Source organism: Mycobacterium sp. (assembly GCF_965229105.1).
GTDB lineage: Bacteria > Actinomycetota > Actinomycetes > Mycobacteriales > Mycobacteriaceae > Mycobacterium.
The window spans coordinates 5,189,275-5,211,859 of record NZ_OZ245858.1; the positions used below are offsets into that span (position 1 = coordinate 5,189,275).

Sequence of the window (22,585 nt, forward strand, 5' to 3'; positions counted from 1 at the left end):
TGATGATCAGATTGCGGTTCCGCCGCCATCGGCGTGCAGGGTTGAACCGGTGATGAAGCTCGACCGTGGCGAGGCGAGAAAGAGCACCGCGTGGGCGATCTCCTCGGGAGCGGCGGTCCGGCCCAATGGCAGTGCGCGACCGAGCTCTTCGTTGGTCTGACCCCACTCCGCCTCGACGCCTTCGGTTTTGGTCGGTCCTGGTGCGACGCTGTTGACCCGAACCCCTCGTGGCCCGAACTCGGCGGCCCAGGTACGGGTCAGGGATTCCACGGCGGCCTTGGAGGCGCTGTAGGTCGACGCACCTGGGACGCCCTTGGACGCGACCATGCTGGTGATGTTGATAATGCTGCCGCTCCCCCGCGTCACCATCCCCGGCGCCAGGGCGGCGACCAGGAAGTAGGTGCCGCGGACGTTCGTGTCGAACGTCGTCTCGAACGATCCGATGTCCTGCTCGACGCTCAACGCACCGGGGAAAGAGGCGGCATTGTTCACCAGGATGTCGATGTCCCCCGCCTGCTGCACAAGGGATTTCACTGCCGCCAGGTCAGAGACATCGGCCGCGATGAAGCGGGCACCGACGCCGATCGCCGCAGCAGCCGCAGCTCCACGCTCGCTGTCTCTGCCGGTGATGATGACAGCCGCACCTTCGCCGGCCAGCAGACGGGCGCAAGCCAATCCGATACCCGCCGTTCCGCCGGTGATCAACGCTGTCCGGTTCGCCAATTCCATGACGTACTCCTTCACTCAGGCGGCGTGGTCGAGGTGCGTCAGGGCGATGCGCAACCGCTGCCGGCCACGCGACACCCGCGACATCACGGTGCCCAGCGGAACGCCCAACATGGCAGCGGTTTCCGCATAGGTGTAGCCCTGAACGTCGGCGAAAAACACTGCGGCCCGAAATCCGTCCGGCAGGGCGGCCAACGCGGCTTTGACATCGCTGTCCGGCAACGCATCCAGCACCTCGGCCTCGGCCGAGCGCATCCCCGCGGGCAACCGCGCTGCACTGTCCGCCAGGTCGCGCTCGGTGACGTTGTCGACCGAAACCTCAGCTGGCCGGCGCTGTTTGGTCCGGTGGGTGCTGACCCACCGGTTGTAGAGAATGCGGAAAAGCCAAGCCTTGAGATTGGTTCCGGCCTTGAAGGTGTGGAAGCCCGCGTACGCGTGTAGCAAGGTGTCCTGCATCAGGTCTTCTGCGTCGGCGTCATTGCGGGCCAGTCGGCGCGCACCCCTGGTGAGGACCTCGATAAGGGGTTCCACGTCGGCCGCGAATCGTGCGGCCTGGCCGGGGTCTACTTCGGCGGGTACCGACGTAATCGTCATGATGTTTCTCCAGTTGCTGGTTGCCTGCGTGCTGCAATCAGACTGGCGGCCCGGACGGTGAACTGGACCCTTGAGAACCCGTAGTCGGGCCCGTAGTTCAGGCCCGTAGTTCAGGCCCGTAGTAGTGGGCCTAGCTGGCCCATGAAATGGTCCTCAGCTGCCGACGCGAGGTGATATCGAGCTTGACGAAGACCTTGCGCAAGTGCCATTCGACGGTGTGCGAGCTGATGAACAGCTGCGCACCGATCTCCTGGTTCGTCAGACCCTCGGCGGCCAACCGGGCGATCTGTGCCTCCTGGGCGGTCAGTTCGTCACCGGAGCCGAGTTGCTGTTTGCGCACCTTTTCACCGGTCGCCACCAGCTCACGCCTGGCCCGCTCAGCGAAACCCTGCGCACCCATCGCGGTGAACTTCTCGTATGCGGCGGTGAGCTGCCGGCGCGCATCGGATCGGCGGTTGACCCGCCGCAGTCGCTCACCGTAGGACAAGCGCGCCCGCGCTCCGTGCAGCGTGGCGTTGGCTCGGTCGAGATGCTCGATGGCATCGTTGAACAAGCCATCGGCCAGGTCGTTGGCGGCGAGTAACGCCCGCGAGGTCGCCACCACACCTGCCCCCCAATCTGTCCCGCTGGTACCCGCCCGCTCCTCGAAAAGCGCTAGCGCCCAGCGGGCGGTGTCCTGGTCACCCAGATGTGCAGCCGCTTCGATCAGTTCGTAGAGGCACCAACTGAAAAAGCCCAGATCCTCGTATTCGCAACATTCCCGCGCAGCGGCCAGGGCGTCTTCGTAGCGACCGAGCCCGTTGAATAGAACCGCGGAGGTAAACCTGGTGACCCCGACCAGTCGTCCCTCGCCCCTGGCGATTCCCTCCGCTTGGGCGGCCGCGATCACTTCCACGGCGTCGGGGTCACCCCGCCAACTCGCAAGGTTCAAGGAGTGGTATTTCACCGGCGAGTAGCCCATGGACGCGGTAATCGCCTTGGCTTCTTCGATCAGCGTTGCCGCAGTGGCGAGTTCGCCGGTGTACACGTGAACTCCGGCCCGATAGACCAAGGCCGCGGGAAGCGCGGCGAGGGCACCGGTCTCCCGTGCCCGCCGGACCGTCTCGGTCGCGATGCGCTGCAGGATCGCATCATCCCAGAGTTCATGCGCGGCGGATTCCTGCGCTATCGGGAACGGCCAGTGCAGGGGCCGGCCGTCGCCGTTGAGCCGGTCGGGGTTCCACAGTTCGAGGGCAACCCGCAGATGCTCAGAGCCGGCCCCAGGACCGTCGATGAGCCGACTTGTCATGCCGCTCAACAGAAAATCGATGGGTCGCACCAATTCTGGAAGTCGCTGCACCGCCGCGCGACCCGCGACGGCCACCTCCTCCAACCGGCCTGGTGCGCCGAGCCGACCCGCGTACATGGCAGCGGTGAGCGCCTCGAAATACGTCTCGCGCGCCAGATCGTCGTCCAGGTTGTCGAGCTGGCGGGCGGCACCGAGCAGCTGCGCTGCAGCGTCGCCGGGCTGCGGCGCACCGGGCTCGCCTGCGCGGCTGCGGACAAACTCCATCTGGGCACGCATCCGCACGATCTGGCCGTGTTGCAGCGTCGAGAGCGGACCCAGTTCAGCGAGCGCAAGAAGTTCGTAGGCCGCAGCCGGTGCGGCCGCTTGGCGTTTGGCCTGGGCGGCGGCGATGGCCCGCGAGCCTCGTAGGGCCGGATCCGAGGTCAGCACCGTCGCGCGTTCCAGGAAGACCGCCGCGGCGGCCACTCCACCCCGGCTCTGTGCCCGCCCCGCCGAGGTTTCCAACTCGGCGGCAATGGCATCATCGGGGCCGGTCGCGGCGGTGGCGGCGTGCCACGCCCGCCGGTCGGGGGCCGACTCTGGGTCCGTGGCATCGGCGAGTGCCCGGTGTATGGCCCTGCGGTCGGTGAGATCGGCCGCGCGATACGCGGCAGAGCGCATCAAGGGGTGGTGAAAGCGCATCCGCGGACCGAACTCGATGACGCCGGCCGCCTCCGCAGGTGCCAACGCGTCCACCGGGATGCCCAATTGTGCTGCGGCACGCAGAAACAGCGCGGAATCACCGACCGGTTCGGCCGCCGCGACGAGCAACAACTGTTGTGTTGCTGCCGGCAGTGCCTGGATCCGCCGAACGAAGCCGTCCTCTAGGTGTTTCGTCGTCGAGCGTTCACCACTGTTCGGCAGCCCGTCGGCGAGTTCGACCGTCGAGGTGTTATGCGGAACCTCAAGCAGGGCAAGCGGAATACCTCGAGTCTCGGCGATGATGCGATCACGCACCCGCTCGTCGATGCGCCCTGGCACAACGGAATCGAGTAGTTCGCGGGCGGCGCCGTCGGTCAGGCCACCGATGGCCATCTCCGGCAGCCCGTTGAGCACCTCACCGTTACCGTCATCGCGCACCGCGAAGACCAAGGCGAGTGGTTCGGCCAAGAGTCGCCGTGCGACGAACCCCAGAGTCTGCAGCGACACCTGGTCGAGCCACTGGGCGTCGTCGATGACACACAGCAGCGGTTGCGTATCGGCGGCGGCGGACATCAAACTCAGTACCGCGAGCCCAACGAGAAAACGGTCGGGCGTGGCCCCAACTCCCAGTCCGAAAGCGACGTTCAGTGCCTGGCGCTGCGGTTCCGGCAGTTCCCCGACATGTTCCATCAACGGCGCACACAGCTGCTGCAGGCCGGCGAAGGCGAGCTCGGTGTCAGATTCCACACCGGCCACCGTTGTGCACCGGATACCGGTGGCGTGGGTGGTCAGGTAACCGAGCAATGCCGATTTACCCACCCCGGCCTCACCGCGAAGTACCAGAACCTGGCCGCCGCCGGCTTTCAGATGGGAAACGAGACCGCGAAGCGTCGCGCATTCGCCGTCACGCCCGCGCAGACGCCGCTCGCGGCCACCCTTAGACATCGCCTCACCATCTCAGTCCCAGGGCCGAGGTTAGCAGTCTGCCCGGGTATGAGATCCGGCGGCGACCGCCTGATCAGGTCACTCGACGAACGTCACCGTCTCGTCGAGCGGCGCACGGCCTGTCCTGGCGACATCGGCCGCCGCGTCCTCATATCCGATCGACATGCCGCAGAACAGCATCAGTTCGTCGGGCGGGGACACGACCTCGGCGACCGAGGTGTGAAACTTCGCCCACGCCATCTGCGGGCAGCTGTGCAGGCCCTCACCGCGCAGCAGCAACATCACCGTCTGCAGATACATGCCGACATCGGCCCACTGCGGCAGGCCCATGCCCCGGTCGACGTAGCAGAACAGGGCAACCGGCGCACCGAAACACTGCCAGTTCGCGACGGCGGCGCGTTGCCGCGCCTCCAGGTCTCCCCGCGCAATCCCGAGTGCGCCATATCGCTGCTCGGCGAACGCATGCCGCCGTTCACGGTAGGGGGACGTCAGCTCGGCCGGGTACATCTGGTACTCGCCGGGGTCGAATGGGTCCCCGGCCGCCAGCCGCTCGGCCACCATCTTCTTCAGCTGTGCCAGCGGTGCGCCGGTGACCACGTAGGTACGCCAGGGTTGGATATTGGATCCGGACGGGGCCCAGGCCGCTGCGGCCAACACGCGGCCCAACACGTCGTCCGGCACCGGCCGGTCGGTGAATCCGCGCACTGCGCGTCGGGTGGTGACTGCCTCGTAGACGTCCATTCCGATTACGCCTTGGCGGCCGTCTCGAGAATCCAGTCCGCGAACCGGATCTCGGACAGGTTGCCGCCGTCGCCGGGTACCAGGGTGTCCTCCTCGATATCGACGCCCCAGTAGCCGGCGGCCGGGTCGGCCACCACCGGTCGGGCATCACCACGCGCGATCAGGGCCGTGCGGATGAGGTCGGGCAGCCGGAACTTCTCCGGGCCACCGATCTCGATGATCCCGTTCACCGGTGCGCCCACCGCCACGCCCGCCACCGCACGCGCGACATCGGCAGTTGCCATCGGCTGGATGTACGCCGGTGTCAGCCGCACGGTGCCCTCGACGGTCGCCGTGTCGGCGATGGCCTTGAGGAACTCGAAGAACTGCGTCGCGTGCACGATGGAATATGGGACCGGACCTGCGCCGATGAGCTTCTCTTGCGCCAACTTCGCCCGGAAATATCCGCTCTGCCCCGCCATCTGCGCCGTACCCACCACCGATAGCGCAACGTGGTGTCCGACGCCCGCGCGCGCTTCGGCCGCGAGCAGGTTGCCGGTCGAAGTGGTGAAGAACTCCATGGCCGGGTCGTCATCAAAGGATGGCGAGTTCGACACGTCAACTACCACCGCGGCGCCGCGTAGCACCTCGGACAGGCCTGCGCCGGTGACTGCATTCACACCCGTCGAAGGGGCTGCGGCGACGGCGTCGTGACCCTGTTCGGTCAAGGCGTGCACCACTTTTGCCCCCACCAGACCCGTGCCTCCGATTACAACGATCTTCATGATTGGCCTTCCATCGTGACGTGACAACTTCTCGACCGCCAGAACGGATGGCCGATCGCAAATTCATCCCTGGCCGAAAAATCGGTGCACCCACACGTGGCACGATGCGACGGTGACCGAGCTTCCCGATGCGATCCGCGCGATGGTGCAACGCTGGGAGCTCCGCCAGGACGGGGCGGTGATCCGCGGGTCTGCGGCGGATGTCCTGCCTGTACGCACCGTCGATGGGGTGCTTGCGGTCCTCAAGCTCGGTGTGCCCCGCCCGGAGGGGGAACACGAGCACCTGGTGCTGCGCCAATGGGGTGGTGCGGGAGCGGTGCGGCTGTTACGTGCCGACCCGTACCGGCGCGCCCTACTTCTTGAGCGGGCGTATCCACAATCCCTCGGCAGCCGCTCTGATATTGATGCCTGCGAGGTGGTGGCGGGGTTATACCAGCGCCTGCACGTCCCCGCGATGCCTCAATTACCTTCGGTCACTGCACAACTGGTTGTATGGACGCAGGATTTCGAGGCCCTGTCGCGCAATGCGCCGATCCCACACCGGCTGGTGGAGCAGGCGATCACGCTCAGCCGCGACCTGATGACCGACGTAGCAGGCAGCGACGTCGTACTCCACGGCAACCTGCACTACGGCAATGTACTGGCCGCCGAGCGCGAGCCCTGGTTGGCCATTTCTCCCACGCCGCACAATGGTGATCCACACTACGAATTGGCTCCAATGCTCCTGCATCGCTGGGACGAACTCAGCAGCGGTATCCGCGACGGAGTCCGGGCCCGCTTCTACACACTGGTGGACGCCGCCGGACTTGACGAGGATCGAGCCCGTGCCTGGGCTGTGGTCCGGGTGGTGCACGAGGCCACCCGCGAGCTGACCCGAGGCCGGGACGCCGACACCGCCACACTCACTAAGTACGTGGCACTGGCCAAAGCCGTCCAGGACTGACGCACGAGGTTCTACGGTGAATGGATGACAGAGCACACACCGGCGGTCACCGTGTCGCATCCTCCCGCCGCGCTGTTGCGTACCGTCAACCCGGTCTTGCGTCTGCTGTTACGCACACCAGTGCTGGGTACCGGGCGAAAGACCATGATGGTGTTGAGTTTCGCGGGACGCAAAAGCGGTAAGCGATACTCAATTCCGGTGAGCGCACACCAGATTGACAACGATCTCTTTGCCATCGCCAGCGCAGCCTGGCGATTGAACTTCCGCAGCGGCGCGCCCGCCGAGGTCCTCCATGACGGTAAGACGACCCACATGCAGGGCGTGCTCATCGAAGATCCAGCCACGGTGGCCAACCTGTCCCGGCGGATAGCAGAGTCCTACGGGGTCAAGGGTGCCCAGCGCTTGATGGGGTTGAAGTTTCGTGATGACCGTGTACCGACCGCAGAAGAGTTCGCCGAGGCCGTCAGAACACATCACCTGGGCGCCATCAGGTTCCGCGCCGCTTAGGCGGCTGTCACACCCACGTACCGCCATCGACGCGCAGGATCGCGCCGGTGACGTATGACGCACGGTCGCTCAGTAACCACGCGGCGGCCTCGGCGATCTCCTCGGGCTCGGCCGCCCGCCCCAGCGGCGTCTGCGCGGTGATCCTGTCGATGACGCCAGGTGTGGCCGCTTCCCACTCGCGGATCATCTCTGTCAACGTGCTCCCCGGGGTGATCGCATTGACGCGAATCCCTTCCGGGCCATAGGTAACGGCCGCCGACTCGGTCAGGCTGTTGACCGCCCGCTTCATTGCGCCGTACGCCGGCAGTTCAGGGTTGCCCTTCAAACTGCCCACACTCGACGTGTTGACGATGGCACCCGTCTGCGCGGTGGCGCGGATGGCGGCGATCTCGGCGACCATCGCCAGGTATACCCCTTTGAGATTGACCTGGTAGACGGTGTCGAAATCCGCTTCGGAGACCTGGTCCAGTGGTCCTGGCGGCACAATCGTCGCCCCATTGTTGAACGCAATATCCAGCCGCCCCCAACGCTTTACGGCATGGTCGACGGCAGAGCGCACACTGTCCCCGTCGGCGAGGTCACAGATCGCATAGTCGGCGTCGCCACCGGCCGCTCTGATCTGTTCGGTGACCGCCGCGAGTTGCTGCTCGGTCCTGGCTGCGAGGAGCACGTGCGCCCCTTCCTTGGCGAACAGACGCGCGGCGGCGGCCCCGATCCCGCGACCCGCGCCGGAGACGAATGCGACTTTGTCGGCGAGGAGGCCGACGGTGCTGGTGGGTGTGGTGTCCATGACGTCAACCCTGCGTGCGAACCCCGACGCTATCCAGGTACCGGCGATACCTGGTTAACCAGGTGGCGGCGGGCACTATGGATGGATGGACAAGCGAGAACTCGGCGCTTTCCTACGCAGCCGGCGTGAGCGGATCTCCCCGGCGGACGTGGGATTGCCAGTGGGGATGCGCCGCCGCACACCGGGGCTGCGCCGGGACGAGGTGGCCCATTTGGCGTTCATCTCGACGGAGTACTACACGCGATTGGAGCAGGCCAGGGCCCCGCACCCGTCCCGGGAGGTGCTGGTCGGTCTGGTCCGCGCGCTGCGTCTCACCGATGCCGAGGGTGCCCATCTTCATCGCCTGGCCGGTGTCGAACCGTCGCGACCGCCAGGTCCACCCCGGCAGGTCCGTGCGAGCATCCTCGACCTGATCCGACGATTGCCGCAGGCCGCAGCGATCGTCGTCTCTGCCACCTACGAAGTGATCGCCTGGAACGATCTGGCCTGCGCGTTGATGGAGGATTTCAGCGCGCTGTCGCCACGGCACCGCAATCTGGCCCGACGCGCCTTCCTCGGCCCCCATCCCGTGGGCAGACGCCTTTACGGCGTCACCGACGTCGACGAGTTCGCCCGAACGTGTGCGTTGCATCTCCGCGCCGCTGCGGCCAAATACCCCCATGATCCCGACACCCGTGAGTTGGTCAACGAATTACGCTCAGGCAGTGCGGAATTCGCGGCGCTTTGGAACGGCCACGACGTGACCGCCCAGACCGTGTTGTGCAAGACCTTCCACCATCCGGCGGTCGGGCCGATATCGGTGAATTGTGACGTGCTGGACATCACCGACCGTGATCAGCGGGTAGTGATCTACACCGCTGAACCTGGGTCACCGTCGGAGAACGCGCTGCAATTGCTGTCGGTTGTCGGCACCCAACGCATGTTCGAAGCCGATGTCGATTCCCCGTAGCGGCCCGACATGAATTCGTCACTCAACCAACCGGCCATTTGCCCCATGTCAGCCCACGACGGGCAGTAGTTTCACCGATATTGGGTACTCGCGGTACCGGCCTTGCGCCGTACCGGATAACGGGAGGTTCGACAGTGAAGTTGGCGCTCAGCGACGCCGAAGCCGCGTTCCGCGATGACCTGCGGGAGTTCTTCACCACGCAGATTCCGGCGGATATCCGTGAGCGGGTCCGCCATGGTGAGGCCAGATTCCCCGAGGACGCGGTCATCGCCCAGCAGATCCTGAACAAGCGCGGGATCGCCGTGCCCAACTGGCCGGTGGAATGGGGCGGGCAGGACTGGACCCCACTTCAACGCCAGATCTGGGCTGATGAACTGCGGTTGGCGTGTGTACCCGAACCACTGGCGTTCAACGCCAGCATGGTCGGTCCGGTGATCGCCCGGTTCGGTTCTCAGGAACTCAAGGAGCGATTCCTGCCGCCGACAGCCAACCTCGATATCTGGTGGTGCCAAGGGTTCTCCGAGCCGGAAGCGGGTTCGGATCTGGCATCGCTGCGCACCACCGCGGTCCGCGACGGTGATTCGTACGTCATCAACGGCCAGAAAACGTGGACCACCCTCGGCCAGTACGCCGACTGGATCTTCGTCCTGGCCCGCACTGACCCGAACGCACCGAAGCGACAGGCCGGTATCTCGTTCCTACTCGCCGAGATGTCGACGCCGGGAATCACGTTGCGCCCCATCAAGTTGATCGACGGCAGCTACGAAGTCAACGAGGTCTTCTTCGAAGACGTCCGGGTCCCCGCCGATCAACTGGTCGGCGAGGAGAACAGCGGTTGGACCTACGCCAAGTTCCTATTGAGCAATGAGCGCACCGGCATCGCGAGGATCGGCACGACCAAAGTGTGGCTGGCACAGGTCAAGGAACATGCGGCAAATACGCCCACCGCAGGCGGAACTCTGTTGGAGGACCCGCTGTTCGCCGCCCGCGTCGCCGAGATCGAGAACGAGATCCTGGCTCTGGAGCTGACCCAGTTGAGGGTCAGCGGATCCGAGGCTGACGGCAAACCCAACCCGGCGTCGTCGATCCTCAAATTGAAAGGCAGCCAGCTGCAACAGGCTGTCACCGAACTACTTGTCGACGTCGCGGGCCCAGACGCGTTACCCACCGACGCCGGGGACGACATCGCATCCCCGGAGTGGGCGCAGCTCGCCGCCCCGCGTTACCTCAACTATCGCAAGACCTCGATCTACGGCGGCACAAACGAAGTGCAACGCACCATCATCGCCTCGACGATTCTCGGACTGTGAGGACACCATGGACTTCGATCTGACCGACGAGCAGGGCCTGTTGCGCGACGTCACCCGCGAGGCCCTGACCCGGACATACGACATCGAAACCCGCATCAAGGTCGCGGACACCGAACTCGGGTGGAGCAGGGAGGTCTGGTCACAGCTGGCAGACATCGGCATCCTCGGACTCGGCTTCGACCCGGATGAGGCCGGGCAGATCGAGCTGATGGTCGTGCTCACCGAGATCGGGCGTCGGCTGGCCCCCGAACCGGTGGTGGCGGCCGCGCTGATTCCCGGCGGTGTGATCGCCGAGCTCGGCGACGACAGCCAACGTGCGGTGCTCGACGAGGTCGCCGGGGGCAAAACGCTGCTGGCGCTGGCACATCAAGAGCCCGGTATGCGTGGCCTGACGCCGGACGTCACCACCCGCGCTGAGCGCCAAGGTGATTCGTGGGTGCTCTCCGGGCACAAGAACCCGGTGCTGGCCGGTGATTGCGCCGACGTATTCGTCGTCAGTGCCGCCCTGCCCGACGGCGGGGTCGGCTTGTTCGTGGTCACGGCCGAATCGGTGAGCCGCCGCTCCTACCGAACGTTCGACGGTCAGCGCGCCGCCCACCTGGATCTGAATTCAGTTGCGGGACAACCACTTGGCGCCGGTGGCGATGCGAGCGCCGCTTTGCAGAAGGCCCTGATCCGGCACCAGTCGGCGCTGTGCGCTGAGGCGGTCGGCGCGATGGAAGAGGCGTTGCGGCTCACCACGGACTACCTGACCAGCCGTAAGCAATTCGGCGTGCCGTTGAGCAACTTTCAGACGCTGACTCAGCGGGCCGCCGACATGTACGTCTCCCTGGAGCTGGCGCGCAGCATGAATTTCTACGCCGCCATGTCGGTGGCCGACGGAAACTTCGACCCCGTCATCGCCGCCCGCGCCAAGCTGCAGATCAGCCGGTCGGGGCGCCATATCGCGCAGGAAGCAATTCAGCTGCACGGCGGTATCGGCGTGACCGCCGAATACCCGGTGGGTCACTACGCTGCCCGGCTCACCGCCATCGGCCATACGTTGGGCTCGGCCGATGATCAACTGCACACGTTGATCCCGGGCCTCGGTTCTTACGGGACCGTCTCACTGTGAGCTCGCCGCTGTCCGCGCGTTGAGCTCGGCCAGGATTTCGGCGGTATGTTCGCCGAGCCCGGGCGCCGTCGACCTAGGGGCCCATGGGGTGCCGTGGAAGTCTGCAGGCGTGGCGATCATCGGGACAATCGAATCGCCTTCTGGCACATCGACGATGCCGCCGCCGGCATGAAACTGCTCGTCGGCGATGACGTCCTCGATCGAGTTGATCGGTGACCAGAAGAAATCCGGCTCGCCGGCGAATTTTTCGGCCCACTGCTCCAGTGACTTGCCGGCAAAGATGTCGTCAAGCTCGCCGATCAGCTCGGCAGCGTTGGTGAATCGAGCGCGCGGGGTGTCGAAGCGCGGGTCGGTCAGCCAGTCGGTTCGTCCGATGGCGGCGCACAGAGCAGGCCAGTGCCGCTCCCCCTGCAGACCGACGATCCAGAACGGTCGACCGTCACCGGCGGTGTAGTTGTTCATACACGGATTGCCCATCGTCTCCCGCTGCCCGATCGCGATGGGGTGGCCGGTGAGCAGGAAGGTGTTGAGATCGAAGCTGACGGTGTAGGCGCCCTGTCGGTAGAGCGAGGTCGTCACCAGTTGGCCCTTCCCGGTGCTGGCTCTGCACACCAGCGCCGCACACACCGCCGCGGCCAAGGTCATCCCTGCGGTGTGGTCCCCCATCCCGCCGCGCTGAAACGGTGGCGTCTCACCGGGCCGGGTGAGTAGGTGCGCCAGACCGGCGCGGGCCCAGAATGCGGCGACGTCATAGGCGGCCCGGTCGGCGTCGGGGCCTGATATGCCGTAACCAGTGATCAGCCCGTACACCAGCCGAGGGTTCCTGGCGGCCAGGGTCTCGAAGTCCAGCCCGATACGTTTCAGCGCGCCGGGGCGCAGATTGGTGACGAAAACATCGGCGTCGGCGAGTAATTCGCCTGCCGATGAGCGGTCATCCGCCGACGTGAGATCGAGAACAATGCTGCGCTTGGACCGGTTGTCCATTTCGAATGGCGGATTGGCCGATACCTCGCCGTCCTGCGGTAGACCCAACATCCGGCCGAACGTCCGGGCGGGGTCTCCCGTCGGCGGCTCGATTTTGATGACGTCGGCACCCCAGTCGGCGAGGATCCCGCCCGCTGCCGGTGCCGCCACCCACACGCCGAGTTCAACAATCTTGATACCTGCAAGCGGTCCGGCCACTGTGTCACTTCTTTCGGTCGCCACTCATTCCGGTCTACACGCGGGACGATAGCTTCATGCGTGCAGTCGTCTTCGAGCAGTTCGGTGGTTTAGTGGATGTCCGGTCGGTCCCCGACCCGGCACCGTCACCAGGTGGGGTGGTCGTCGAGGTGCACGCCACCGGATTGTGCCGCAGCGACTGGCATGCCTGGGCCGGTCATGACGACGACGTGGTGCTGCCCCACGTGCCGGGGCACGAGCTGGTGGGAGTGGTGGCCGCAGTCGGCGCCGATGTCCGGCGGTGGACGGTGGGTGACCGCGTCACCACACCGTTCATCTGCGGGTGCGGACACTGTCGGTGGTGTCGCAGCGGTCAGGCACAGGTATGCCCCGAGCAGACTCAGCCGGGCTTTACCCACTGGGGCTCTTTCGCCCAGTACGTCGCGCTACATTCTGCCGACACCAATCTGGTCGCTGTGCCTGAGGAGATCGGGGACGCCGCCGCGGCAGGACTGGGCTGCCGGTTCGCCACCGCCTACCGCGCGTTGCACGCCAGGGCCGCGGTCCAACCGGGCGAATGGGTAACGGTGGTCGGAGCTGGTGGGGTCGGACTGAGCGCCGTACAGATCGCCGTCGCCGCCGGGGCGAAAGTGATTGCGGTGGACCGAACCCCAGCAGCGTTGGCGTTGGCACGCAGTCTCGGCGCCGAGCACACCGTGCTCGCCGACGGCAGCGGAGACGTCACCGCCGTCGTGCACGACCTAACCCAGGGAGGCAGTCACGTCGCGGTCGATGCGGTCGGCTCCGCGGATACCTGCGCAAGCGCCATCCACAGCCTGCGACGTCGTGGCCGCCACGTTCAGGTGGGGCTGCTGCCTGCCGTTGACGGACATCCTGCGGTGCCCATGGATCGGGTGATCGCCTGGGAGCTGGACGTTCTCGGTAGTCACGGTATGGCCGCGGTGGACTACCCCGACATGTTGGGGCTGGTCGAAGCCGGCACCCTACGACCACAGGATCTGATCGAGCGCATTGTCGGACTGGCCGAGGGGGCACATCTGCTGCCGTCGCTCGACACTGCCTCCCCCGCTGGCGTCACCTTGATCGATCCGCGACTGATCTGACGGGATTGGGGCAGCCACTAGGGCAAAACGGTATGCATCAACATCACGTTGTAGGCCGACCACAGCGACAGGTTGTAGTACAGCTCTTTGCCTGTCGACCAGGGATGCAGGAACGGTGCGTAGATGCCACCAGGAATCTCCGCGGACGTCACGAGTAATTGTTCAGGTCCCCAGGGGCCTTGGGGCGCAGGCGATGTCCGCATCACGACGTCGTTGTTGCCGTTGCAGTAGAGCACCAGATACTGCTTGAGGTAGGTGTTGTACTGGACCGACATCTCGCCGACCGGGCCGGGAATCACCGTCGTCGCGGCTGCCGGATTGCCGGGGACCCACGATCCGTTGTCGGAGTTCCAGTATTCGTATTTCGTCAGATCAGGGATGACGTTCGGGGACACCCGCGCCACGTAGACCGAGCCGCTGCGTCCAGCCGGAGTCCCGAACGAGTACAGGTACGGATCGCCGGGGCCGGGCTTGAGGAACGCGCCCTGCTGGAAGTTCTCGTTCCCCGCGCCGGGAGTGCGGACGGTGCCCGGGTAGACACCCCAGGTTTCGCCGTTATCGGCCGAGACCGCGACAGCGGAGAAGTTCGTTGTCCACGCACCGTTACTGTCCCAGTTCTTGATGGACATGAAATTGAGGTACTGGTTCTTCCCCACGGCGACACCAGAGGTCGGAATGATGCCCTTCTCTGTCGGTGCCGAATTGATGCTGTTGACAATCTGTTTCGAGATTCCGGGTTGCCAGACGGGCGAACCGGAGTATTTGTTCGCCACCGCCCCGTTGGGCACGCTGACTGTGTTGGACAGCGCACCGTCCTGGCTGCGGAACAACGCGTTGTATCGCCACTGGCTGCCGGGAATGCCGCAGTAACCGTAGGTATCGCCGAATGCCATCAACACCTGATTGTTGGCGGGATCGCCGTTGTCCCACATGATGCCGAGGTCGGTTCCGGTGATGGCAAATCGTTGGATCGTCTCGTTGGGGCTGTCCGGCCCGGTCACCCAGCCGACGATGGATGTTCCTGGTGGGGCCGCAGGCGGGGCCGGTTGAGCTGCCACCGGTGCCGGTGCCGTTTCGGTCACTGTTGGTGTGGCCGGGGCGACCGCGGCTTGTTGTTGCACCTGCGCTTGCGAAGACTTCGGCACGAATGCTTTGAGGATCGCCAACGGTAACTGGCCCAACTTCGGTAGCGGCGCTTGCTCATTCGCGCCGGTGGGCTTGTGACCAAGGGGGCGGTCGAACGGTGCCAACGCCGACGGGCTCGGAATCCGGACGGCCTGACCGGCGACGGGCTGCGCTGAAGCGGCCGCGCCAGTGCAGGGCTCAGCGGCGGCCTGCGGCGCCAGGCCTATCCCGATGCCGATCGGCAGGCAAAGACCGATGATGGCCGCCTGCGAAACCGAACGAACACCGCGCCCAGCTACCGATATCGGAGCTATCCGGGGACTTCGAGGGCACGACGACACTGATGTGACGATAGTGATTGGTGTGACTGATGTGCTCTGCGAGTGACGAACAGATGCTCATCTGAGACCGTGTCGTGACCGTGATTGACCGCCGACGGCGTTCAACGGACTCACGACACCACCTAACGTTTGCAATGCGCTTCGGTCACGAACCCCGATCGACGGTGTTCTGGCCGCAGTGGCGGTGGTTGGATCGGGCGTTATGAGCGGGCTCGGCGTCACACCGGTGATCTGGCTGCTCATTGCTGTCTCCCTGACGGCATCGCTGTGTGGATACGCCGGCTCGGCAGTCGCTCGCCGGAAGCAGCGACCGCGTCGGCCGTTCATGCTGGGCTTCTTCTGCGGCACGGTCGCGGGCGCCTTCCTGCGCCGCAAGTACCGCCCGGCCGCCCGGACCCGGTTGCTTCGTGCGGCGGCAAAGGCGCTGTCACCTAACTGACCTGGCCTGTTCGCGGCCGGCCCTGGCGCAATACCGAATTTCGCACCCGGCCACAGTCCGGAAACCGTCCGACAGTGCACTGACGATTCATCGATTCGTCTACGTCTGGGAGTCGTCGTGTCCAAGAAGATGCACCTCGGTTGGTTCATGAACTACGCACCGCCGCAGTGGATGGACCCCTTCGATCGGGTCAACACGTCGTGGACCAACGCCGACTTCCACATCGAGATGGCCCTGATGCTCGAAGGTGCCGGTTTCGACTACCTGATGATCGAGGACACCCTGATGGTGTCGAACGCGTACGGGGGCTCCACCGAGGAGACGCTCAAACATGCGCTTCAGGTACCGAAATTGGACGCCACCGTGCTGGCCGGGGCGGTCCTCAAGGCGACCACCAAGCTCGGGGTGATCGCAACAGCGTCCATCCTGTCCTATCCCCCGTTCACGCTGGCCCGTCTGATCGCCAGCCTCGACCATCTATCCGACGGACGATTCGGGTGGAATATCGTCACCTCGGGTGAAGAGCAGGCCGCGCATAACGTCGGCCTCGACACCCTGCCGCCTCGGGCACAACGCTATGACATGGCCGACGAATACGTCGACGTGGTGACCCGCTTGCTGTCATCCTGGGACGACGATGCCGTCGTAATGGACCGCGAGACAGGAACATTCGTCGACCACACGAAGGTTCACGAGATCAATTACGTCGGCAAATTCTACAAATCCCGCGGCCCCCTCAACGTTCCACGCACGCCCCAGGGTCGACCGGTCTACCTGCAAGCGGGCGGTTCGCCGCGGGGGCGCCAGTTCGCCGCCGAGACCGCCGACTCGATCGTTGCCGTGGCTGAAGGTATCAACGGGATGATCGACTACCGCAACGATATTCGCGCGCGCGCCGAAGCTGCCGGCCGCAATCCCGATGACATCAAGGTCCTGTTCCTCCTGACCCCCGTGCTGGGTGACAGCCCCGACGATGCCGAGCAAAAGCGGCAGAAAATGGTCAACACCGACGCGTTCATCACCAGCCAACTCGGGATGATCTCAACCGTTACCGATATCGACTTCTCCAAGTTCCCGCTTGACGAGGTGCTGCCGCCCCTGACCACCAACGGTGAACAGGGGTCACTCAACAAGTTCGCCCAAGCGGGCAGTGGCAAGACTCTGCGCGAATTAGCCACTGCAGCAACGGGTTTTGCCAGCTGCCTGCCGCTGGTCGGCACTCCGGCCTATGTGGCCGCTCAGATGGCCGAGGCCATGGACGCCGTTGGCGGCGACGGGTTCCTGCTCACCACGCCGGTGCAGCATCTCAGTCGCAGATACGTCACCGATATCACCGAAGGACTCGTGCCCGCACTTCGCGATCTCGGGCGAGTGCGGGAATCCTATGAATACCCCACGCTGCGGGAAAACCTGCGCGCGTTCTGACTCTGGCTTGCTAGCATCACCGCTCAACTCAGCAAAGGGGTTTGCGGTGAAGGCACGCTGGATCGTGAGAGCGGCAACAGTGGTCGCGAGCGCAGTGGCCGCCGCAACGTTGACCGTCCCGGCACCTGCGTTCGCCGATGACGACGACCCGACGCCCACCCCCGGCATGGAGGTCGACGACGACAGCGGCCGGTGCACTGCAGGATTCCCCGCAGGCGACGGGCAGGGCAATTATTACCTGCTGACCAGCGGACATTGCGACGCTCATGACGGTTCGCTGTGGACCTATGGTGACGAGATTCCGTTGGGGTACATCACCGCAAGCGAGCGGGAGGGTGACGTCAAGGACGCCGCGATCATCAAGCTCAACCCCGAGGTGGGCGTGCCGGATGGTGATCCCAACGGCGTGTACCCGGTGCGCGACGTGCTGAGTTTGGAGCAACTCAAGGTCGGGATGCCGTTCTGCAAGGCCGGGGCGGTGACCGGTGAGACGTGCGGTGCGATCACGAGCATCGACGGCAACGTGGTCGAAGCCAGCGTGTACAGCCTCGAGGGCGATAGCGGCAGCCCCGGGTTTGTGAAGAACCCCGACGGCACGGTCAGCGCGGTCGGACTGTTGATGTCCTCTCCCGAAGGCGATGACAACACCAGCTACTTCGCCCTGGTGGCGCCGCTGTTGAACCAGTGGGGCCTGACGATCATTGAGTAGCGCCCGTAATCACCGTCGGGTCTCCCGGCGCACCGCACTCACCTACGCCCTATCCGCGCCGGTGGTGCTGAGCCTCACGGCCCCGTCGGCATCGGCTGCCGACAACGGCAAGATGATCGATTTTTCGGAACGCTTGGTACCGGCCGACCAGATCAAGTCGGGAGGGTATGCCGGAGCGCTGGTCTATGTCTCCGAGCTCCGACAGGGCGCCACCTTCGATTTCAAACCCGTCACCCGCGAGTTTGCAGATTCGCTGCGGGTGGCCGGCCTTCACGTGGTCAGCTGCTATCAGTACGGGAAACCCGGTTGGCCCGACCCGTCCGACTACACCCGCGGATATGACGGTGGCGTGGCAGACGCACAGACAGCGCTGCGGCTACACGGGGCTGCAGGCGGACCGGATTCGGCGCCGATCTTCTTCAGCGTGGACGAAGACATCGACCTCGACACCTGGAATAGCGTTGCTGCACAATGGTTTCAGGGCATCAACTCCATACTGGGCGCCAACCGCACCGGAATCTACGGGCATGCGCGCGCCTGCAGTTGGGCGATCCAGGACGGCGTTATCGGATCGTCGAACACAGCTGGTCATTGGTGGGCGTGGCAGACCAGGGCCTGGTCGCGTGGTGAGCGAGAGGCCAGGGCAGTGCTCTATCAGGCTGTGGTGGACACCACCTCGAGCCCGGGCGCGCCCCTCGGCGACACCCACGTCGACGTAAACGATGTTCTGGCTGACGATTTCGGACAGTGGGATGTAGACCGCTAATCCGGTGCTTCGTCCTGGTCCTTGGGTGGGTGGAGGAGTTCTTCGGGGTGGTGGTTGAGGTTGACGCGGCCTTGGCCGGTGTCGAGGTGTGGGGGTGGGATCCATTCGGTGCGGCCGTCGCGGCGTTTGCGGGTGCGCCACCCGCCGGGTCTGACGAATTTGTTGTGCGATCCGCAGGCCGCGGCGAGGTCATCGACATCGGTCAATCCACCGTCAGCCCAGTCACATTCGGCGTGATGAGCTTCGGTGAGATAGCCGGGCACATCACAACCCGGGAACGTGCACCCTCGATCCCGGGCGTGCAGCACGATACGTTGATCAGCTGAAGCGATCCGTTTCGAGCGACCCAAGTGCAGAGCTCGGCCATTGTGGTCGAAGATGACCAGGTAATGGTAGGCGTGCGAGGCCATCCGGATCACATCAGACATCGTCAGCAGCGAGCCGCCGGCGGTGCGGGCCACCCCGATCTTGGCTTCCAACTCCGCCAGGGTGGTGGAGACGATGATCGTGACCGGTAGCCCGTGGTGGCGGCCCAGCTTTCCCGAGGACAGCAGGGAGCGGCCCATCGCGACGGTCGCGTCGTGGCGGCGTTGCGCCGGGGTGCGGTGATCACCCTTGATATGGGCTTCACTCGGGGTGCCTTTGGTGCACGGCTTGTCATCATCAGGGTTGCACATCCCGGGGCCAGCCCACTTACTGAATATTGCTTCCAGGGTGGCCCGGGCTTCCGGGGTGAGCTGCCCGCTGATGCTACTCATCCCGTCGGGGCCTTGCCGGCCGATCGTGATGCCGCGTTTGCGGGCCCGATCGGCATCGGAGAAGTCCCCGTCGGGGTTGACTAACGCCGCGATCAGCGCTGCCGCCGACCGGAGCTGCTCGGGCCCGAACTCACTGGCCACCCCGGCGAGCTCGGCTTCGGCTTTGTCCCGGGTCGGTAGGTCCACCCAGACCGGCAACTGGGTGAAAAATCCCCGAATGATCGTGATGTGTTCGGCACCGATGACACCGGCGGCCTGCCCGGCCGCGACGTGTGGCATCACCGGCGGCAGGGGTTCACCGGTCAACGATGTGCGCTCACCGAGCTCCTCAGCATCAGCGAGGCGCCGTTTGGCGTCCTTGGCTCCGATCCGCAGGGCGGTGGTCAACACATCAGCGAAGTTCTTCGCCCCCAACTCTTTCGCGGATCCCTCGCGCACTAGCTTGGCCAGCAACCGATGTTGAATTGTCGGTTGGCGCCGGGTCAGGGTTTCCAGCCGGGCTAGGACTTTGACCACTTCGGGGTTGGTCAGCCCGTCAAAGGACACCCCGGCCATGGCGTCGATTGCGGCTTCCAACCCCGACAACGCCGCAAGGACGGTATCGCGATCAGAAACCAACGCCGAACTCATACCCAAACACTACAAACCCCCACCGACACAAAACCCGCATCTGAAACGCATGTGACAGAAGAGAATTCGCCACTCGCACTTTCCGACCCAAAGGTACGATTCGGCGAAATCGGGTGCGGGGTGCTATCCGTTATGAGTGCCCATGTTCAGTTCGTGCCACATCTCCAACGGTGGCGTTCGCCTGCACTATCTGGATTCGGGCGGCGATGATCAGGGTGCCCCGATCGTGTTCATTCCCGGGATGACGGATGTCGCCGAGGACTACACACACGCCATGCCACTCTTCGGTCGCCGCGTGGTGGTGATGGAGTTCCGCGGTCACGGCCAGAGCAGCGCACCCCAGCGCGGGTACGACTTCGCCGCGCTGTGTGGGGACGTCGGCGCCATCGTCGACGCTGTGACCACCGGGGCCGTTCATCTTGTGACGTTCTCCAGGGGGACGACGTACGCGGTCGGCTGGGCGGTCGAGCATCCCGACCGAGTCCGGTCGATCTCGATCGGCGACTACGTGCCGGAGGAGCGCGTCGTGACCGATACCGAGGCCCGTAATCTGCTCGACGGCCGCTGGCGCGGATCACCGGTCCGTGAGCGCTTGGACAGCGACGCCGCGATACAGACCTTCCACCTCGCCCGAGAGCGCTCGATGTGGGACGCGCTATCGCAACTTCACATCCCGCTGCTAGCCGTCCGCAGCGGTACTGACTTGATCATCAGCGACGCTGACTGGACCAGCTACCGGCAGTTCTTTCCCGGCGCGCAGCTGGTCGAGTTCAGCGATTCGCCCCACGACATCTTCCGGCCGGATCGCGGCCGCTACCCCCGGCTCGTCCGCGACCACGTCGACCGAGCAGACGCGATCCAGGGCAGCTAGGCGTACGCCGGCCCCGATGGTGCGCCATCGCGCGTATGGATCCGTTTGTGCAACAACGCGATCCATGCATTGAGGCCATCGATAGGCCCGCGGGAAGCCGGTCCGCTGTTGGCCTCCGCACGTCGCTCCAACAGCTCGACGATCCGTTGACACCTGGCCGCCTCGGCCATTAGCTCGCCGGCAGGCGCGGTGGCATGTCGGTCCTCGGGCCAACGGCTGTAGAACGCTGCGGACTGGTTCAGCAGCACGGTGAGCTCGGGCGCAGGTCTGCGCGTCAGCCGCCTCGCCAACCCGACGGCAACGCCTCCGACGGTGAACATCACCAACAGCGAGGTAAGGGTGATGACCCAATCGTCGGCATCGCCGGGCGCGGTATGACCCAGGCGCCCCGCGAGAGCGCTGAGGACCTCACTGATGAGCATCACCGGCGGTTGCATGCCGGAAGTCTAGGCCGGTGGAACAAGGTCGCACCGGCGTTTCGTAGCGATCAAAATCCAGCGTTTGTCCGGGTACCGGTTGTCGCGATGCCCGCCGGGGTATTCGACAGCATCAAGAGCATCGGCGAGTACAAGTAATCATTGTGGAGCACAAGAGATTTGACGAAGTGGGTGCCCCGACCGGCTGCTGTAGGGCGAACCTCCCGGTGCGCCGACGGGTCGGGGGTCTGTCGGCGCACCGGTAGGCGGTCTGGTGACAAACAGTCGTTCGCTGTTGCCGACGCTGGGGTAACCAAAAATCAGCCACTCAAAACCCTTGGTTGACTCGGCGATATTGGTGCTGATTACTCCCTACACTCGGGTGAACGCCAATGGGAGCGGGTGGGCGTGATGGCCGATCTCGACGACCTGCGAAGAATCGTGACCGTCGGCGCCTCTGCGGGCGGTGTCGAAGCGCTGACGCGGATGGCGGCGGAACTACCCGCCGACCTGCCTTTCGCAGTGCTGGTAGTGCTGCACATGCCTGCCGCTGCGCCGAGCGTACTGGCCCGTATCTTGGACCGAGCCGGGCCACTGCCCGCGGAAACAGCCGTCGGCGGCACGGCCCTAGAGGCGCAACGGATTTACGTCTGCGCGCCGGACCGGCATCTGATGGTTGAAGACCATCGGGCAGTGCTCTCTCAAGGCCCGACCGAGAACGGCCACCGACCGGCGATCAACGCGCTGTTCCGTTCGGCGGCGCTGGCGTACGGCCCACGCGCTGTTGGCGTGTTGTTATCCGGTGTCCTCGATGACGGCGTGCTCGGACTGCAGGCCATTCAGTCCCGCGGCGGCACCACCATTGTCCAAACGCCGGACGATGCGATCTTCCCTGCCATGCCCGCTAACGCGTTGGCCGTCGGAGCCGCGGACTACCAGGTGAAGGCGACCGAAATCGGTTCATTGCTAACGCAACTCGCCGCACAGGAGCACGAGGAGCGGGTCGCGGCGTCAGATCGGAACCTGGAACTGGAGAACCAGATCGCAATGGCCCGGCCGTTCTCTACCAACGTCGACATTGTGGCCCTCGGGCCTCCGTCGGGGTTCACCTGCCCGGACTGCAACGGTTCGCTGGCGACCGTCGGCGAGACCAACTATCGCTGCCACGTCGGGCACGCCTGGTCGGCCGAGGCGTTATTGCGGGCCAGGGACGACGAGGTCGAAGGCGCCCTCTGGGTAGCCGTTCGAAGCCTGCAGGAGAAGGTGCGACTGGCCGAGCGGATGGCCGCCACGGCGGGCTCAGAAGTGTTGTTCGATCGCTACCGCGAACAGGTCACGACGGCCGAACGCGCATTGACCATCCTCAGCTCGCGCAAGACCGCGGCCAGCCCCTCGACGACTGGGCAATAGTGGCAGCACTGGCCAGGGCTTGGGTCCTGAGAACCCACTCTAGCCACGAGTAATGTTC

Annotated in this window: 22 protein-coding genes; 12 read left to right on the forward strand and 10 right to left on the reverse strand. The window is 65.1% G+C overall.

Annotation, left to right across the window (positions count from 1 at the left end; genetic code table 11):
- Positions 1–6: 6 nt before the first annotated feature.
- The 5 genes from ADBZ9O_RS24325 to ADBZ9O_RS24345 form a co-directional block, all read right to left on the reverse strand.
- Positions 7–729: an SDR family NAD(P)-dependent oxidoreductase gene (locus ADBZ9O_RS24325; RefSeq protein ID WP_526525546.1), complete on the reverse strand. Its 723-nt coding sequence runs from the start codon at positions 727–729 to the stop codon at positions 7–9.
- A 15-nt stretch (positions 730–744) separates the two neighbouring features.
- Entirely contained in the window at positions 745–1,320 is a 576-nt protein-coding gene (locus ADBZ9O_RS24330; RefSeq protein ID WP_526525547.1) for a sigma-70 family RNA polymerase sigma factor, read from the reverse strand.
- 130 nt (positions 1,321–1,450) lie between these two features.
- On the reverse strand, positions 1,451–4,234 hold the full coding sequence (locus ADBZ9O_RS24335) for a helix-turn-helix transcriptional regulator (RefSeq protein WP_526525548.1): 2,784 nt from the start codon (positions 4,232–4,234) through the stop codon (positions 1,451–1,453).
- A 78-nt stretch (positions 4,235–4,312) separates the two neighbouring features.
- Positions 4,313–4,975 carry a nitroreductase gene (locus ADBZ9O_RS24340; RefSeq protein WP_526525550.1) on the reverse strand — a complete coding sequence of 221 codons (663 nt, stop codon included), beginning with the start codon at positions 4,973–4,975 and terminating at the stop codon, positions 4,313–4,315.
- Between the two features lie 5 nt (positions 4,976–4,980).
- On the reverse strand, positions 4,981–5,739 hold the full coding sequence (locus tag ADBZ9O_RS24345; RefSeq protein ID WP_526525552.1) for an SDR family oxidoreductase: 759 nt from the start codon (positions 5,737–5,739) through the stop codon (positions 4,981–4,983).
- A gap of 112 nt (positions 5,740–5,851) precedes the next feature.
- On the opposite strand from ADBZ9O_RS24345, the gene ADBZ9O_RS24350 reads away from it, so the two are divergent.
- Positions 5,852–6,682, forward strand: coding sequence for an aminoglycoside phosphotransferase family protein (locus ADBZ9O_RS24350; protein ID WP_526525554.1), 831 nt, complete (start codon positions 5,852–5,854; stop codon positions 6,680–6,682).
- A 24-nt stretch (positions 6,683–6,706) separates the two neighbouring features.
- Entirely contained in the window at positions 6,707–7,189 is a 483-nt protein-coding gene (locus ADBZ9O_RS24355; RefSeq protein ID WP_526525555.1) for a hypothetical protein, read from the forward strand.
- Positions 7,190–7,196: 7 nt separating this feature from the next.
- On the opposite strand, the gene ADBZ9O_RS24360 is transcribed toward ADBZ9O_RS24355, so the two are convergent.
- Complete coding sequence (locus ADBZ9O_RS24360; protein WP_526525557.1) at positions 7,197–7,979, reverse strand: SDR family NAD(P)-dependent oxidoreductase; 783 nt, start codon at positions 7,977–7,979, stop codon at positions 7,197–7,199.
- An 85-nt stretch (positions 7,980–8,064) separates the two neighbouring features.
- Between ADBZ9O_RS24360 and ADBZ9O_RS24365 the strand changes: the two genes are divergently transcribed.
- From ADBZ9O_RS24365 to ADBZ9O_RS24375, 3 genes are all read left to right on the forward strand, one after another.
- Positions 8,065–8,928 (forward strand): helix-turn-helix domain-containing protein, encoded by an 864-nt coding sequence (locus ADBZ9O_RS24365; RefSeq protein WP_526525559.1) that lies wholly within the window; start codon positions 8,065–8,067, stop codon positions 8,926–8,928.
- A gap of 134 nt (positions 8,929–9,062) precedes the next feature.
- Entirely contained in the window at positions 9,063–10,238 is a 1,176-nt protein-coding gene (locus ADBZ9O_RS24370) for an acyl-CoA dehydrogenase family protein (RefSeq protein ID WP_526525561.1), read from the forward strand.
- Between the two features lie 7 nt (positions 10,239–10,245).
- Positions 10,246–11,352, forward strand: coding sequence for an acyl-CoA dehydrogenase family protein (locus tag ADBZ9O_RS24375; protein ID WP_526525562.1), 1,107 nt, complete (start codon positions 10,246–10,248; stop codon positions 11,350–11,352).
- On the opposite strand, the gene ADBZ9O_RS24380 is transcribed toward ADBZ9O_RS24375, so the two are convergent.
- On the reverse strand, positions 11,344–12,534 hold the full coding sequence (locus ADBZ9O_RS24380) for a CaiB/BaiF CoA transferase family protein (protein WP_526525563.1): 1,191 nt from the start codon (positions 12,532–12,534) through the stop codon (positions 11,344–11,346). The two genes, ADBZ9O_RS24375 and ADBZ9O_RS24380, sit on opposite strands and share 9 nt — an antisense overlap.
- Positions 12,535–12,590: 56 nt before the next feature.
- Here ADBZ9O_RS24380 and ADBZ9O_RS24385 point away from each other — a divergent pair, with 56 nt between their 5' ends.
- Complete coding sequence (locus ADBZ9O_RS24385) at positions 12,591–13,637, forward strand: zinc-dependent alcohol dehydrogenase family protein (RefSeq protein ID WP_526525564.1); 1,047 nt, start codon at positions 12,591–12,593, stop codon at positions 13,635–13,637.
- 17 nt (positions 13,638–13,654) lie between these two features.
- Here the strand turns inward: ADBZ9O_RS24385 and ADBZ9O_RS24390 are convergent, their stop codons facing one another.
- Positions 13,655–15,007 (reverse strand): DUF4185 domain-containing protein, encoded by a 1,353-nt coding sequence (locus ADBZ9O_RS24390; protein WP_526533452.1) that lies wholly within the window; start codon positions 15,005–15,007, stop codon positions 13,655–13,657.
- A gap of 298 nt (positions 15,008–15,305) precedes the next feature.
- Between ADBZ9O_RS24390 and ADBZ9O_RS24395 the strand changes: the two genes are divergently transcribed.
- The 4 genes from ADBZ9O_RS24395 (at position 15,306) to ADBZ9O_RS24410 (ending at position 18,442) form a co-directional block, all read left to right on the forward strand.
- Complete coding sequence (locus ADBZ9O_RS24395) at positions 15,306–15,542, forward strand: hypothetical protein (protein ID WP_526525566.1); 237 nt, start codon at positions 15,306–15,308, stop codon at positions 15,540–15,542.
- Positions 15,543–15,659: 117 nt separating this feature from the next.
- Positions 15,660–16,967, forward strand: coding sequence for an NtaA/DmoA family FMN-dependent monooxygenase (locus tag ADBZ9O_RS24400; RefSeq protein WP_526525567.1), 1,308 nt, complete (start codon positions 15,660–15,662; stop codon positions 16,965–16,967).
- A gap of 46 nt (positions 16,968–17,013) precedes the next feature.
- Positions 17,014–17,676, forward strand: coding sequence for a S1 family peptidase (locus tag ADBZ9O_RS24405; protein ID WP_526525569.1), 663 nt, complete (start codon positions 17,014–17,016; stop codon positions 17,674–17,676).
- A gap of 112 nt (positions 17,677–17,788) precedes the next feature.
- On the forward strand, positions 17,789–18,442 hold the full coding sequence (locus ADBZ9O_RS24410) for a glycoside hydrolase domain-containing protein (protein WP_526533454.1): 654 nt from the start codon (positions 17,789–17,791) through the stop codon (positions 18,440–18,442).
- Here ADBZ9O_RS24410 and ADBZ9O_RS24415 read toward each other — a convergent pair.
- Positions 18,439–19,830: an HNH endonuclease signature motif containing protein gene (locus ADBZ9O_RS24415; RefSeq protein WP_526525570.1), complete on the reverse strand. Its 1,392-nt coding sequence runs from the start codon at positions 19,828–19,830 to the stop codon at positions 18,439–18,441. The two genes, ADBZ9O_RS24410 and ADBZ9O_RS24415, sit on opposite strands and share 4 nt — an antisense overlap.
- A 142-nt stretch (positions 19,831–19,972) precedes the next feature.
- Between ADBZ9O_RS24415 and ADBZ9O_RS24420 the strand changes: the two genes are divergently transcribed.
- Complete coding sequence (locus tag ADBZ9O_RS24420) at positions 19,973–20,701, forward strand: alpha/beta fold hydrolase (RefSeq protein ID WP_526525571.1); 729 nt, start codon at positions 19,973–19,975, stop codon at positions 20,699–20,701.
- On the opposite strand, the gene ADBZ9O_RS24425 is transcribed toward ADBZ9O_RS24420, so the two are convergent.
- A complete protein-coding gene (locus ADBZ9O_RS24425) occupies positions 20,698–21,138 on the reverse strand; it encodes a hypothetical protein (RefSeq protein ID WP_526525573.1) in 441 nt (146 codons plus the stop codon). The two genes, ADBZ9O_RS24420 and ADBZ9O_RS24425, sit on opposite strands and share 4 nt — an antisense overlap.
- A gap of 390 nt (positions 21,139–21,528) precedes the next feature.
- On the opposite strand from ADBZ9O_RS24425, the gene ADBZ9O_RS24430 reads away from it, so the two are divergent.
- Positions 21,529–22,527 (forward strand): chemotaxis protein CheB, encoded by a 999-nt coding sequence (locus ADBZ9O_RS24430; RefSeq protein ID WP_526525574.1) that lies wholly within the window; start codon positions 21,529–21,531, stop codon positions 22,525–22,527.
- Positions 22,528–22,585: the final 58 nt, after the last annotated feature.

Bases quoted from the DNA above. Each gene is read 5' to 3' on its own strand.
- ADBZ9O_RS24360 (WP_526525557.1), bottom strand. From the start codon at position 7,979: ATGGACACCACACCCACCAGCACCGTCGGCCTCCTCGCCGACAAAGTC.
- ADBZ9O_RS24420 (WP_526525571.1), top strand. From the start codon at position 19,973: ATGTTCAGTTCGTGCCACATCTCCAACGGTGGCGTTCGCCTGCACTAT.
- ADBZ9O_RS24425 (WP_526525573.1), bottom strand. From the start codon at position 21,138: ATGCAACCGCCGGTGATGCTCATCAGTGAGGTCCTCAGCGCTCTCGCG.
- ADBZ9O_RS24385 (WP_526525564.1), top strand. From the start codon at position 12,591: ATGCGTGCAGTCGTCTTCGAGCAGTTCGGTGGTTTAGTGGATGTCCGG.
- ADBZ9O_RS24325 (WP_526525546.1), bottom strand. From the start codon at position 729: ATGGAATTGGCGAACCGGACAGCGTTGATCACCGGCGGAACGGCGGGT.
- ADBZ9O_RS24335 (WP_526525548.1), bottom strand. From the start codon at position 4,234: ATGTCTAAGGGTGGCCGCGAGCGGCGTCTGCGCGGGCGTGACGGCGAA.
- ADBZ9O_RS24340 (WP_526525550.1), bottom strand. From the start codon at position 4,975: ATGGACGTCTACGAGGCAGTCACCACCCGACGCGCAGTGCGCGGATTC.
- ADBZ9O_RS24375 (WP_526525562.1), top strand. From the start codon at position 10,246: ATGGACTTCGATCTGACCGACGAGCAGGGCCTGTTGCGCGACGTCACC.
- ADBZ9O_RS24330 (WP_526525547.1), bottom strand. From the start codon at position 1,320: ATGACGATTACGTCGGTACCCGCCGAAGTAGACCCCGGCCAGGCCGCA.
- ADBZ9O_RS24365 (WP_526525559.1), top strand. From the start codon at position 8,065: ATGGACAAGCGAGAACTCGGCGCTTTCCTACGCAGCCGGCGTGAGCGG.
- ADBZ9O_RS24415 (WP_526525570.1), bottom strand. From the start codon at position 19,830: ATGAGTTCGGCGTTGGTTTCTGATCGCGATACCGTCCTTGCGGCGTTG.
- ADBZ9O_RS24410 (WP_526533454.1), top strand. From the start codon at position 17,789: ATGATCGATTTTTCGGAACGCTTGGTACCGGCCGACCAGATCAAGTCG.
- ADBZ9O_RS24345 (WP_526525552.1), bottom strand. From the start codon at position 5,739: ATGAAGATCGTTGTAATCGGAGGCACGGGTCTGGTGGGGGCAAAAGTG.
- ADBZ9O_RS24355 (WP_526525555.1), top strand. From the start codon at position 6,707: ATGACAGAGCACACACCGGCGGTCACCGTGTCGCATCCTCCCGCCGCG.
- ADBZ9O_RS24430 (WP_526525574.1), top strand. From the start codon at position 21,529: ATGGCCGATCTCGACGACCTGCGAAGAATCGTGACCGTCGGCGCCTCT.
- ADBZ9O_RS24395 (WP_526525566.1), top strand. From the start codon at position 15,306: ATGAGCGGGCTCGGCGTCACACCGGTGATCTGGCTGCTCATTGCTGTC.